This window comes from Paraburkholderia sp. MM6662-R1 (assembly GCF_050436245.1).
Taxonomy (GTDB): Bacteria; Pseudomonadota; Gammaproteobacteria; order Burkholderiales; family Burkholderiaceae; genus Paraburkholderia; species Paraburkholderia tuberum.
The window spans coordinates 3,584,491-3,596,263 of sequence record NZ_JBNDLV010000001.1 but is presented as its reverse complement, the minus strand read 5'-3'; the positions used below and the strand labels follow the sequence as shown (position 1 = coordinate 3,596,263).

The window sequence follows — 11,773 nt, the reverse complement described above, 5'->3', positions numbered from 1 at the left end:
GACTTGGTGGGTCCTGCGCCCTTCGCTTGTTTTCGGCGGCCTCTTTCAGGCGCCGCGGCGCTTAGCCTAGTTCGCTCACGAGTTCCGGCACGAGGGTGAACAGATCGCCAACCAAACCGTAATCGGCCACGCTGAAAATCGGCGCTTCTTCGTCCTTGTTGATCGCGACGATGACTTTCGAGTCCTTCATGCCGGCCAGATGCTGGATCGCACCCGAGATGCCGACTGCGACGTACAGTTGCGGCGCGACGATCTTGCCGGTTTGGCCGACCTGATAGTCGTTCGGCACGAACCCCGCGTCGACCGCCGCGCGCGATGCGCCCAGTGCCGCGCCGAGCTTGTCGGCCAGCGGCTCGAGCACCTTCATGTAGTTCTCGCCATTGCCCAGACCACGGCCACCCGACACGATGATCTTCGCGCTCGTCAGTTCCGGACGATCGAGCTTCGTCACTTCGCGGCTCACGAACTGCGCGAGGCCTGCGTCGGCTGCCGCTTCGATCCTCTCGACCGCTGCGCTGCCGCCTTCGGCCGCGACGGCATCAAAACCGGTCGAGCGCACGGTGATGACCTTGATCGGATCAGCCGATTGCACGATCGCGATTGCGTTGCCCGCGTAGATGGGACGCTCGAACGTGTCGGCGCTATCCACTGCCGTGATGTCGCTGATCTGCGCGACGTCGAGCTTCGCGGCGATACGCGGCGCGACATTCTTGCCGTAGGCGGTAGCCGGCGCGAGGATGTGCGTGTAGTGCTTCGCCGCATCTTGCACAAGCGTCAGGACCGTCGCTTCGACGTTTTCCGCGAGGCCTGCGGCCAGTTGCGGCGCATCGGCGAGCAGCACCTTGCTGACACCAGCGATCTTCGCGGCGGCATCGGCCGCGCCCTGCGCGTTATGCCCCGCGACCAGCACGTGAATATCACCGCCGATCTTCTGTGCCGCTGCGATCGTGTTCAGCGTCGCGGCCTTGATCGACGCATTGTCGTGTTCTGCAATTACCAGGTTCGTCATTTGCTCTGTCTCCGCGTTCTACTTAAAGCACCTTCGCTTCGGTCTTCAGCTTCTCGACCAGCGTCTTCACGTCCGGCACCTTCACACCGGCGGAGCGCTTCGGCGGCTCGGCGACTTTCAGCGTCTTCAGACGCGGCGTGACATCGACGCCGAGGTCTTCGGGCTTGACCGTTTCCAGCGGCTTTTTCTTCGCCTTCATGATGTTCGGCAGCGTCACGTAGCGCGGCTCGTTCAGGCGCAGATCGGTCGTCACCACGGCGGGCAGCGTCAGCGACAGCGTTTCCGCGCCGCCGTCCACTTCACGCGACACCGTCGCCTTGCCGTCCGCCACGACAAGCTTCGACGCGAACGTCGCCTGCGGCAGATTCGCGAGCGCGGCGAGCATCTGGCCGGTCTGATTGGAGTCGTCGTCGATGGCCTGTTTGCCGAGGATCACCAGTTGCGGCTGCTCCTTGTCGACGAGCGCCTTGAGCAGCTTCGCGACGGCGAGCGGCTGCAGCTCTTCGTTCGATTCGATCAGGATCGCGCGATCCGCGCCGATGGCGAGCGCGGTGCGCAGCGTTTCCTGTGCCTGCGCAACACCGGCCGACACGGCGATCACTTCGGTCGCGACGCCCGCTTCCTTCAGACGCACCGCTTCTTCAACCGCGATTTCGTCGAACGGGTTCATCGACATTTTCACGTTCGCGATATCGACGCCCGTACCGTCCGATTTCACGCGGACCTTCACGTTGTAGTCGACCACTCTTTTCACTGGCACCAGAATTTTCATGCACACGCTCCAAAGTTACGAATACGTCAACCCGATGAACATTATAGCGACTGCCCTCATGACAGCCGTGTCGCGGGCGCTTTGCGGGAGGATATCGCTCCTCACCGGCGTGACGGCAATACCGAACGATCGTTCTATTTTAATCTCCAAAAAACCCGGGAGACAACCCCGGGTTCCGACTCAGACCTCTAATTTCGCATTGCCGTCGTGTTCTGCGAGGTCCGCGGGCATTGCATCACCAGGAGGTGATCACCGAGCCGCCGAATTTGCTGTCGACAAACTGCTTCACTTCGGGCGAGTGGTACGCCGCGACGAGCTTCGCGACCCACGGCTTGTTCTTGTCCGCTTCGCGAATCGCGATCACGTTCACGTAGGGACCTTTCCGGTCCTCGATCGCGATAGCGTCCTGCGTTGGCTTGAGGCCCGCTTCCATCGCGAAGTTGGTGTTGATCGCGGCGGCATCGACATCGTCCAGCGAACGCGGAATCTGCGCCGCGTCAAGCTCGACGATCTTCAGTTTCTTCGGATTGTCGACGATGTCGAGCGGCGTCGCCTTCAGGCCCGCCTCGGCGCGCAGCTTCAGCAAGCCCTGCTTCTGCAGCAACAGCAGCGCGCGGCCGCCGTTGGTCGGGTCGTTCGGCACGGCGATCTTCGCGCCCGGCTGCAGTTCGGCGAGCGACTTCACCTTCTTCGAGTAGATACCCATCGGGTACGTGACCGTATCGGCGATACGGATCAGCTTGTAGCCGCGATCCTTCACCTGCGCCTGCAAGTACGGGTCGTGCTGGTAGCTGTTCGCGTCCAGATCGCCGCCCGCGAGCGCCGCGTTCGGCTGCACGTAGTCGGAGAATTCGACGATCCTGATGTTCAGGCCGTTCTTCGCGGCGACCGTCTTCACGACGTCCATGATCTGCGCGTGCGGGCCGCCGGTGACACCAACCTTGATCGTGTCTTCGGCATGCGCCGCGGTGGTGGCGAAGAGCGTTGCCGCGCCGAATGCGGCGGCCAGCTTGAGAATGAAGCGACGTTGCATGATGGACCTTTTCCGAATCTTTATTAGCGGGCTTCCGAACGCCCTTGTTTATTTGTGGCTCAGACGACGCACGAGCCAATCCCCAAACGACTGCACCAGTTGCACGAACACGATCAGTATCAGCACGACCGCGAGCATCACTTCTGGCAGGAAGCGCTGATAGCCGTAGCGGATGCCGAGGTCGCCAAGACCGCCGCCGCCGATCGCGCCGGCCATCGCCGAATAGCCGACCAGCGACACGAACGTGATCGTCAACCCGGCGACCACCCCCGGCAGCGATTCCGGCAACAGCACCTTGAAGACGATCTGGCTGGTGGTCGCGCCCATCGCCTGGGCCGCCTCGATGAGCCCGCGATCGACCTCGCGCAGCGCCGTTTCGACCAGACGCGCGATGAACGGCGCCGCGGCGATCGTCAGCGGCACGATCGCGGCCGCGGTGCCGATTGACGAACCGACGACAAGTCGCGTAAACGGAATCACCGCGACCAGCAGGATGATGAACGGCGTCGAGCGCACCGCGTTGACGATCACGCCCATCACGCGATTCAACGCGACGTTTTCGAGCACGCCCTGGCGGTTGGTCAAATACAGCAGCACGCCGAGCGGCACGCCGACCACAGCGCCAATCAGTCCGGAGATGCCCACCATGATGAGCGTCTCCCAGAACGACTGGACGAACATATCGAACATTTCACTCAACATGCGAGAGCTCCTCCACTACGACACCCTGCTCGCGCAGAAACGTGATCGCCTGCGCGACCTTGGCCGGATCGCCGCCCGCGAGTACCGCGAGCGAGCCGAACGCCTGCCCCTGGATTTCGTCGATCTGGCCATGCAGGATGTTGAAGTCGAGCTCGTAGCGGCGAATCGTCTCCGACAGGATCGGCTGATCGACGCCCGAACCGGTGAACGCGAGGCGCAGCAGATGGCCGCTGCCGGTCTTCAACCGCTGCGCGACGCGCGCCTTCATGGCGGGCGGCAGCTCCTGCGCGATCACGTCGCCGATCAGCGCGCGCGTGACTTCGTGGTGCGGCTGCAGGAACACGTCGATCACCTTGCCCTCTTCGACGACGCGGCCCGCGTCGAGCACCGCGACGCGATCGCAGACCTGCTTGATCACGTCCATCTGGTGAGTGATCAGCACGATCGTCAGGTTCAGTTCGCGGTTGATGCGCTTGAGCAGATCGAGGATCGCGCGGGTGGTTTCGGGGTCGAGCGCAGAGGTCGCCTCGTCCGACAGCAGCACCTTCGGCTTGCTCGCGAGCGCACGCGCGATGCCCACGCGCTGCTTCTGCCCGCCGCTGATCTGCGCCGGATAGCGGTCCTTCTGCGCCGACAGACCGACGAGCTCGAGCAGCGGCAGCACGTTCGCCTCGATCTCGTCGCGCTTCAGGCCGGCCAGTTCGAGCGGCAGCGCGACGTTCTCGTACACGGTGCGCGACGACAACAGATTGAAGTGCTGGAAGATCATGCCGATCTCGCGACGCGCGTCGCGCAGTTGCGCGGCGGGCAGCGTCGTCAGATCGCGGCCGTTGACGAGGATGTTGCCCTCGGATGGGCGCGTCAGCAGGTTGATGGTGCGCACGAGCGTGCTCTTGCCCGCGCCGCTGCGGCCGATGATGCCGAACACCTCGCCCGCCGGAATCGTCAGATTGACGTTGTGCAGCGCCTCGACCCACCCCCGGGGCCCGGCAAACCGCTGGGAAACGTTGCGTATTTCGATCATGGACAAACGAAAACGGCGGAGGCTGCCGGCGAGCATCGTGCTCCCGACAAGCGGCCGCCGTTTCTTTTATTGGGATTTGAGGCCGTCATTCTACCGCAGCGACGACATGCCCTTTAATAATCAATTTCGATCTTTTCATAACCTGAGGGCATTAGAGCCGCGCCTTATGCACGAAGCTCACGCGCTTCGCGCCGCTACGACTATGATCGGGGCACCCCTCTTCAGCACAGGCCGCCGCCATGCAGACTTCTCCGAGCCACACCGTGCGCGCGAGCGCCGGCAGTCTCAATAAAGATGCGCCGCAGCGCGGGTCGGTGACGACCGGCGATGGCATCGAATTGCCGCTGTATCGCTGGCGGCCGAACGGGCCCATACGCGCGACGGTCGCGCTGCTGCACGGCCTCGCCGAACACGCCGGCCGTTACGCCGCCGTTGCGGGCCGGCTCAACGCGGCGGGCATCGAACTCGTCGCGATCGATCTGCGCGGCCACGGCCACGCGCCCGGCAAGCGCGCCTATGTGAAACGCTTCGACGACTACCTGCTCGATGCGCAGGCGCTGCTCGACGCCGCCGCGCAAAGCTGTGCGCCGTTATTCCTGATGGGCCACAGCATGGGTGGCGCGGTGGCGGCGCTGTATGCGATAGAGCGCCTCGACGCGAGCGGGCGGCGCCTTGCCGGCCTGATCCTGTCGAGCCCCGCGCTCGCGCCGGGCCGCGACGTGCCGAAGTGGATGCTCGCGCTAAGCCAGGTGATCAGCCGCGTCTACCCAACCTTCCCGGCGATGAAGATCGACCCTGCGCTGCTCTCGCGCCTTCAGCCGGTGGTCAAAGCCAACCTCAACGATCCGCTCGTGCATCACGACGCGATTCCGGCGCGCACGGGCGCCGAGCTGCTGCTCGCGATGGCGCGCATCGAACGCGGACGCGCGAGGCTGCGCATGCCGCTGCTCGTGTTTCATGGCACCGACGACAAAGTGACCGAGCCCGACGGCAGCCGCGCGTTCGGCGAGCACGCGGGCTCGCCGGACAAGACGCTCACGCTGCACGAGGGTAGCTACCACGAGACGATGAACGACCTCGATCGCGATCGGGTGATCGAGGCGTTGGTCGAGTGGATCGAAAGGCGGGCGGTTGGACCGAGTTGACAAGACGCGGCGCTTGCTGGCCGTCGACTAGCGCTTCCACTCCGGCGCGCGTTTGTCGATGAAAGCCTGCACGCCTTCGAGCGCCGAGTCGTCCATCATGTTGCAGGCCATCGTCTGCCCCGCGAGCTGGTACGCGGCTTCGATACCCATTTCGAGCTGCCGGTAGAACAGGCCCTTGCCCGCGCTGACAGCTTCGACCGGCTTCGCGCAGATGCTCGCGGCGAGCCGCGCGACTTCGTCGTCGAGCGCATCGGCTGGGGCGACGCGGTTCACCAGCCCCTGCTGGCGCGCTTCGGCGGCGTCGATGAAATCGCCGGTCAGCAGCATTTCGAGCGCGGCCTTGCGCGAGAGGTTGCGCGACAGCGGCACCGACGGTGTCGCGCAGAACAATCCGAGGTTCACGCCCGATACGGCGAAGCGCGCGGTATCGGCGGCGACCGCGAGATCGCACATTGCGACCAGCTGGCAGCCGGCGGCGGTCGCGATGCCATGCACGCGCGCGATCACCGGCTGCGGCATGCGCTGGATCGTCAGCATCAGCTTCGTGCAGCGCGCGAACAGCTGCTGGTAATAAGCAAGCGATGGCGCCGCGCGCATTTCCTTCAGGTCGTGCCCCGCGCAGAACGCGCGGCCAGCGCCGGCGATCACGACCACGCGGGCATCGGTCTTCGCGATCCCGGTCAGCGTTTGCAGCAGTCCGTCGAGCAACGCTTCGGACAGCGCGTTGAACGCATCGGGCCGGTTCATCGTCACGCGCACGACGCCCGCTACGCGATACGCGTCGTGTTCGATCGTGACCAGCGACGCGTCGCCGGTGCTGGCGGGACTGGCGTTCATGGCTCGCTCCTCGGTACGTGAATGTCGATTTTCGCTCGCTGGCTTTCGAGCCACTGTCGCCGCGTGCAGTCGGGCAACCTCAGATCTCCGCCAGCGACCGCACGTGCGCGACCACGCTGCGCCCGAGCGCCGACAGGTTGTAGCCGCCCTCGAGACAACTGACGATGCGCCCACGCGCATAACGCCGCGCGATCTCGCGCATCTGGTCGGTGATCCACGCGTAATCGTCTTCGACGAGGCCCATGTTGCCGAGGTCGTCCTCGCGATGCGCGTCGAAGCCGGCCGAGATGAACAGCATCTCCGGCCTGAATTCGTGCAGGCGCGGCAACCACAGCATATCGACCGCTTCGCGCACGGCCATGCCGTTCGAACGCGCCGGCATCGGCACGTTGCACATGTTGGCCGCCTGGTTGTCGGCGCCCGTGAACGGATAGAACGGGTGCTGGAAGATGCTGCACATCAGCACGCGCGGGTCGCCCGAGAACGCGGCCTCGGTGCCGTTGCCGTGGTGCACGTCGAAGTCGATGATGGCGACGCGCGCGAGACCATGCACGTCGAGCGCGTGGCGCGCGGCGATCGCGATGTTGTTGAAAAAGCAGAAGCCCATCGCACGCGCCGGTTCCGCGTGATGGCCCGGCGGCCGCACGCTGCAGAACGCGTTGTCGTAGCGGCCTTCGATCACCGCGTCGGTGGCGGCGACCGCCGCGCCCGCCGCGCGCAGCGCGGCCTGCCACGTGTGCGGATTCATCGTCGTGTCGGGATCGATCTCGGCGACGCCCTCGACGGGCGAGCGACCGCGGATGTAGTCGACATGCGCCTGCGTGTGCACTCGCAGCAGCGCGGCCTCGTCGACGAGCGGCGGCGATTCGCGCTCGATCAGCGCGTCGATGCGGCTTGCGATCAGTTGATCCTCGATCGCCTGCAGGCGCGCGGGACACTCGGGGTGCCACTGCCCCATGTCGTGCAGCAGACAGTCGGGGTGGGAATAGAAGCCTGTTGCCATAGTTCGTGTTGTGCGTCTCTTCTACGGCGCGACGCATGAACTGCGCGCGCGGCGTGTCTCCGTCGAGCGGCGCGCGCCCCCGCGCGCCTCCATTCGTCAAGTTACCACACGACGCCGCTGTCGCCGATTCAGCACGGTTTTGCGGGAGTCGTCGGATATACTTCCCCGACCCGTTATTCGCCGTTTCGTTCCTGCAGCTTTCCGACTGCTTCCAGCCTTTCACGCATCGCGCTCACTGCTCACCATGACCGTCAAGCTTGCTCTGTCCGCAGGATCCCCACGCAACCGTCTTCGCCTCGGCACCCACGCCGCCTCACTGATCGTCGCATCGTGCATGTTCATCGCAGCAAGTCCCGCGAGCGCGCAAAGCGCCACGAGGAAAGCGCCGGTGCAACTCGCGCAGAGCCAGCCGCAGCAGCCGGTACCGCAAGGACAGACGTTCGAGGAAGAGATCATTCCGCAGCGCTATGCGCACAACGCGAACGTCGATGCGTTCATCAACGAGATGGTCGCGCGCTACGATTTCGACGAAGCGTCGCTGCACGCGCTGTTCACCGGCGTCAGCTACTCGGCGACCGCGGTGAAGCTGGTCACCCCGTCACCGACGCCGTCGGTCAAGAACTGGCGCTCGTATCAGGCGCGCTTCCTCGACCCGGTGCGCGTCAATGCCGGCGTGCAGTTCTGGCGCGAGAACCGGGCCACGCTGCAGCGCGCGTATCAGGAGTTCGGCGTGCCGCCGGAGATGATCGTCGGCATCATCGGCGTCGAGACGATCTACGGTCGCTACATGGGTAATTTCCGCGTGCTCGATGCGCTGACCACGCTGAGCTTCGATTATCCGAACACCGCGAATCGCGCGGACCGCCAGGCGACCTTCCGCAAGAATCTCGAAGACTACCTGGTGTGGACGCGCGACGCGCAGATCGACCCGAACACGGTGCTCGGCTCGTACACCGGCGCGATCGGCATTCCGCAGTTCCTGCCGAGCAGCATCGTCCAATACGCGGTCGACTACGAAGGCAACAAGCGCATCGATCTGCGCACGAGCGATGCGGATGCGATCGGCAGCGTCGCGAATTATCTGCGCCAGAACGGCTGGGAAAGCGGGCGGCCGGTGGTATGGCGAATCGGCTCGGACGCGGGCAGCCTCGGTGTCGCGCAGGCCGCGGCCAATGGGCAGCCGGAGCCGCACTGGCCGCTCGACCAGTTGCTGCGTGCCGGCCTCGTGCTGAACGAGCCGAACGTCGACATTGCTTCCGAAGCGGGCACCCCGGTCACGGTGGTCGATCTGCCGACGCCGGGACGCGGCACCGAGTTCGTGCTCGGCCTGAAGAATTTCTACGTGCTCACGCGCTACAACCGCAGCTTCTTCTATGCGCTCGCGGTGTATCAGCTGGGTCAGAAGGTCAAGACGCAGATGCAAGCGATCGACGCGGCGAATGCCGCAAAAGCGGCCAACAACGGCAGCGCGTCGCAAGGCCAGGCGGATCAGTCGAACTCTGATTCGCAGTGAGTCACGCCGCGAGTCGCCGCGGGTGCCTCGCGTTGAAGGACGTAAAAAAAGCGCCGGCTCGACCGGCGCTTTTTATTGGTTCGTGCACCCGCGAAGGCGCCCGGCGACCCGCTTACGCGGGAAATACCCCCGTGGACAGGTAACGGTCGCCGCGATCGCAGACGATGAACACGATCGTCGCGTTCTCGACCTGACGCGCGATGCGCAGCGCGACTTCGCACGCGCCACCCGACGAAATGCCCGCGAAGATGCCTTCGACCGACGCCAGGCGGCGCGCCATCGCCTCGGCCGCGGATTGGCTGACGTTCTCCACGCGGTCGACGCGGCTGCGGTCGAAGATTTTCGGCAGATACGCTTCCGGCCATTTGCGAATACCCGGAATACGCGAGCCCTCTTCCGGCTGCGCGCCGATGATTTCGATCTGCTGGTTCTGCGTTTTCAGATACGTCGACACGCCCATGATCGTGCCGGTCGTGCCCATCGACGACACGAAGTGCGTGATGCGCCCTTCCGTGTCGCGCCAGATTTCCGGGCCCGTGCCTTCGATGTGCGAGGCCGGATTGTCCGGGTTCGCGAACTGATCGAGGATGATGCCCTTGCCTTCGCGCTGCATCTGCTCGGCGAGATCGCGCGCGTACTCCATGCCGCCTTTGACAGGCGTCAGGATGATTTCCGCGCCATAAGCGGCCATGCTCTGGCGGCGCTCGACCGACAGATCTTCCGGCATGATCAGCACCATCTTGTAGCCGCGGACTGCGGCGGCCATCGCGAGCGCGATGCCGGTGTTGCCGCTCGTCGATTCGATCAGCGTGTCGCCCGGCTTGATGCGTCCGCGCGCTTCGGCCTTCTTGATCATGGACAACGCCGGCCGGTCTTTCACCGACCCCGCAGGATTGTTGCCCTCGAGCTTCGCGAGGATCACATTGTTGCGGCTACGGATCTCGTCGTCGGGAAGCCGGACGAGTTGTACGAGCGGCGTATTGCCGACCGTGTCTTCAATCGTTTGGTATGCCATATGGGGTCTAGCGATCGATGCGCGAAAGAGTGTCTTCAATCCATCGATTCTAAACCACGATCTCCGGCGCTGCCCTGCAGCCCTTCTGCCCGCATGGATGCATGGTGTTGCCACGCAAAAGCCCGCGGCTGCGAGCCGCGGGAAAACGTGTGTACCAATCGATGCAATGGAACGTTCGCGAACCCTGCGCGCCGCAAGCCGCTCGTCAGCATGGCACGCGCAAGGCTCGCAGCCGCTTACTTCTTCACCGCCACTGCGGCGGCGCCCTTCTGCGTGGCGGCGGACGCGGCCGTAGCGGCCGGCTCCTTGCCCGCCGCAGCTGCCGCAACCTGCGTGCTAGCAGCCGCACCAGCCGGTCCGACAGCGAGACCCTCCGCCTGCAGGCGCTCGATGGTGTGCCCGCCCATGCCCTTGACGCGCTTGCCGAAATCCGCCGCGTCCTTGAACGGGCCGTGCGCATTACGTTCCTCGACAATCGCTTTGGCTTTTGCCGGACCGATGCCCTTGATGCCGCGCAGCGCGTCTTCGTTAGCCGTGTTGACGTCGACCGCCGCATATGCGTGGCCGAAAGCGGCGAGCATCGCCGCGGTAACCAGTACTTTTCGAAACATATTGGAATCTCCCTGTTGCCACTGGCCGGCGACCATCACCGGCCAGGAGATTCCAGTTTAAAGAGGATGACGTACGAATCACACCTGGCCGAACAGCCAACGCACGTAACGATCGACACCTTCCTGCACGCTCAGAAACCGCGCGTCGTAGCCGGCCGTGCGCAGTTTCGACTGATCGGCCTGCGTGAAGCACTGGTACTTGCCGCGCAGCGCGTCGGGGAACGAAATGTATTCGATCAGCCCGCGTTGCACCTGATCCGCGAGCGACAGCGCCGGCTCGTTGTTCAGCGCGCGCAGCGTGTTGACCACGGTGCTCGCGATATCGTTGAACGGCTGCGCGCGGCCGGTGCCGAGATTGAAAATGCCTGACTTCTCCGGATGATCGAAGAAGAACAGGTTGACCTTGACGACGTCTTCGACCGAGATGAAATCGCGCGTCTGCTCGCCGGCCGCATAGCCGTTGTACTCGCCGAACAGCTTGACCTTGCCCTCGGCGCGGAACTGGTTGAAGTTGTGAAACGCGACCGACGCCATGCGCGCCTTGTGCGTTTCGCGCGGACCGTAGACGTTGAAATAACGGAAGCCCACGATCTGGCTCTTCGCGGTGGGCAACACGCGGCGAATCACCTGATCGAACAGGAACTTCGAATAGCCGTACACGTTCAGCGGCTGCTCGACCTCGCGCTCCTCGACGAAGCGGCTCGAGCCTCCATATGTAGCCGCCGACGACGCGTACAGGAACTGGACGTTCTGCGCGAGGCAGATGTCCAGCACGTCGCGGCTATAGCGGTAGTTGTTGTCCATCATGTAGCGGCCGTCGGTTTCCATCGTGTCCGAGCAGGCGCCTTCGTGGAATATCGCGCGCACCTTGCCGAAGTCGCCGCGCCTGAAGCGCTCGACGAATTCGGTTTTGTCGAGATAGTCGTCGATTTCGCAGTCGACCAGATTCCTGAACTTGTCCGCACGCGTGAGGTTATCGACGGCGATGATGCGCTGTTCGCCGCGCTCGTTGAGCGCCTTCACGAGATTGCTGCCGATAAAACCGGCCGCGCCGGTGACGATGACGGTCATGGTGATCCTGCGGTAGTGAGCTTCGTTCAGTCAACGCC

At 64.3% G+C, this 11,773-nt stretch carries 12 protein-coding genes; 2 read left to right on the top strand and 10 right to left on the bottom strand.

Annotated features, from left to right (window positions below; genetic code table 11):
* Positions 1–61 precede the first annotated feature (61 nt).
* The 5 genes from OKW39_RS17075 to OKW39_RS17055 form a co-directional block, all read right to left on the bottom strand.
* The gene (locus OKW39_RS17075) at positions 62–1,009 is read right to left on the bottom strand and encodes an electron transfer flavoprotein subunit alpha/FixB family protein (RefSeq protein ID WP_429335113.1); all 948 of its coding nucleotides are present in this window, start codon (positions 1,007–1,009) and stop codon (positions 62–64) included.
* A 22-nt stretch (positions 1,010–1,031) separates the two neighbouring features.
* Positions 1,032–1,781 carry an electron transfer flavoprotein subunit beta/FixA family protein gene (locus tag OKW39_RS17070; protein WP_429335114.1) on the bottom strand — a complete coding sequence of 250 codons (750 nt, stop codon included), beginning with the start codon at positions 1,779–1,781 and terminating at the stop codon, positions 1,032–1,034.
* A 235-nt stretch (positions 1,782–2,016) separates the two neighbouring features.
* Complete coding sequence (locus tag OKW39_RS17065; RefSeq protein WP_429563089.1) at positions 2,017–2,814, bottom strand: MetQ/NlpA family ABC transporter substrate-binding protein; 798 nt, start codon at positions 2,812–2,814, stop codon at positions 2,017–2,019.
* Between the two features lie 48 nt (positions 2,815–2,862).
* Positions 2,863–3,516 (bottom strand): methionine ABC transporter permease, encoded by a 654-nt coding sequence (locus OKW39_RS17060; protein ID WP_184061353.1) that lies wholly within the window; start codon positions 3,514–3,516, stop codon positions 2,863–2,865.
* Positions 3,506–4,540, bottom strand: a complete 1,035-nt coding sequence (locus OKW39_RS17055; protein ID WP_090801299.1) for a methionine ABC transporter ATP-binding protein — start codon at positions 4,538–4,540, stop codon at positions 3,506–3,508. The genes OKW39_RS17060 and OKW39_RS17055 overlap by 11 nt, the downstream gene beginning before the upstream one ends.
* Before the next feature lie 239 nt (positions 4,541–4,779).
* Between OKW39_RS17055 and OKW39_RS17050 the strand changes: the two genes are divergently transcribed.
* Positions 4,780–5,685, top strand: a complete 906-nt coding sequence (locus OKW39_RS17050; RefSeq protein WP_090801301.1) for an alpha/beta hydrolase — start codon at positions 4,780–4,782, stop codon at positions 5,683–5,685.
* A gap of 27 nt (positions 5,686–5,712) precedes the next feature.
* Here the strand turns inward: OKW39_RS17050 and OKW39_RS17045 are convergent, their stop codons facing one another.
* Together OKW39_RS17045 and OKW39_RS17040 are read right to left on the bottom strand one after the other, a co-directional pair.
* Positions 5,713–6,522 carry an enoyl-CoA hydratase gene (locus OKW39_RS17045; protein WP_429563088.1) on the bottom strand — a complete coding sequence of 270 codons (810 nt, stop codon included), beginning with the start codon at positions 6,520–6,522 and terminating at the stop codon, positions 5,713–5,715.
* A 79-nt stretch (positions 6,523–6,601) separates the two neighbouring features.
* The gene (locus OKW39_RS17040; protein WP_429563087.1) at positions 6,602–7,525 is read right to left on the bottom strand and encodes a histone deacetylase family protein; all 924 of its coding nucleotides are present in this window, start codon (positions 7,523–7,525) and stop codon (positions 6,602–6,604) included.
* A gap of 334 nt (positions 7,526–7,859) precedes the next feature.
* On the opposite strand from OKW39_RS17040, the gene mltB reads away from it, so the two are divergent.
* The gene (gene mltB, locus OKW39_RS17035; RefSeq protein WP_429563086.1) at positions 7,860–9,038 is read left to right on the top strand and encodes a lytic murein transglycosylase B; all 1,179 of its coding nucleotides are present in this window, start codon (positions 7,860–7,862) and stop codon (positions 9,036–9,038) included.
* 112 nt (positions 9,039–9,150) lie between these two features.
* Here the strand turns inward: mltB and cysM are convergent, their stop codons facing one another.
* From cysM to rfaD, 3 genes are all read right to left on the bottom strand, one after another.
* Entirely contained in the window at positions 9,151–10,053 is a 903-nt protein-coding gene (cysM, locus tag OKW39_RS17030; protein ID WP_090801307.1) for a cysteine synthase CysM, read from the bottom strand.
* A 236-nt stretch (positions 10,054–10,289) separates the two neighbouring features.
* Positions 10,290–10,664 carry a ComEA family DNA-binding protein gene (locus OKW39_RS17025; protein WP_090805416.1) on the bottom strand — a complete coding sequence of 125 codons (375 nt, stop codon included), beginning with the start codon at positions 10,662–10,664 and terminating at the stop codon, positions 10,290–10,292.
* A 78-nt stretch (positions 10,665–10,742) separates the two neighbouring features.
* Positions 10,743–11,735, bottom strand: a complete 993-nt coding sequence (rfaD, locus tag OKW39_RS17020) for an ADP-glyceromanno-heptose 6-epimerase (RefSeq protein ID WP_429563085.1) — start codon at positions 11,733–11,735, stop codon at positions 10,743–10,745.
* Positions 11,736–11,773 lie beyond the last annotated feature (38 nt).

Excerpts from the sequence above, each read along its gene's own strand:
- OKW39_RS17070 (WP_429335114.1), bottom strand. The coding sequence starts at position 1,781 with ATGAAAATTCTGGTGCCAGTGAAAAGAGTGGTCGACTACAACGTGAAG.
- OKW39_RS17075 (WP_429335113.1), bottom strand. The coding sequence starts at position 1,009 with ATGACGAACCTGGTAATTGCAGAACACGACAATGCGTCGATCAAGGCC.
- OKW39_RS17025 (WP_090805416.1), bottom strand. The coding sequence starts at position 10,664 with ATGTTTCGAAAAGTACTGGTTACCGCGGCGATGCTCGCCGCTTTCGGC.
- OKW39_RS17065 (WP_429563089.1), bottom strand. The coding sequence starts at position 2,814 with ATGCAACGTCGCTTCATTCTCAAGCTGGCCGCCGCATTCGGCGCGGCA.
- OKW39_RS17055 (WP_090801299.1), bottom strand. The coding sequence starts at position 4,540 with ATGATCGAAATACGCAACGTTTCCCAGCGGTTTGCCGGGCCCCGGGGG.
- rfaD (WP_429563085.1), bottom strand. The coding sequence starts at position 11,735 with ATGACCGTCATCGTCACCGGCGCGGCCGGTTTTATCGGCAGCAATCTC.
- OKW39_RS17060 (WP_184061353.1), bottom strand. The coding sequence starts at position 3,516 with ATGTTGAGTGAAATGTTCGATATGTTCGTCCAGTCGTTCTGGGAGACG.
- OKW39_RS17040 (WP_429563087.1), bottom strand. The coding sequence starts at position 7,525 with ATGGCAACAGGCTTCTATTCCCACCCCGACTGTCTGCTGCACGACATG.
- mltB (WP_429563086.1), top strand. The coding sequence starts at position 7,860 with ATGTTCATCGCAGCAAGTCCCGCGAGCGCGCAAAGCGCCACGAGGAAA.
- OKW39_RS17045 (WP_429563088.1), bottom strand. The coding sequence starts at position 6,522 with ATGAACGCCAGTCCCGCCAGCACCGGCGACGCGTCGCTGGTCACGATC.
- OKW39_RS17050 (WP_090801301.1), top strand. The coding sequence starts at position 4,780 with ATGCAGACTTCTCCGAGCCACACCGTGCGCGCGAGCGCCGGCAGTCTC.
- cysM (WP_090801307.1), bottom strand. The coding sequence starts at position 10,053 with ATGGCATACCAAACGATTGAAGACACGGTCGGCAATACGCCGCTCGTA.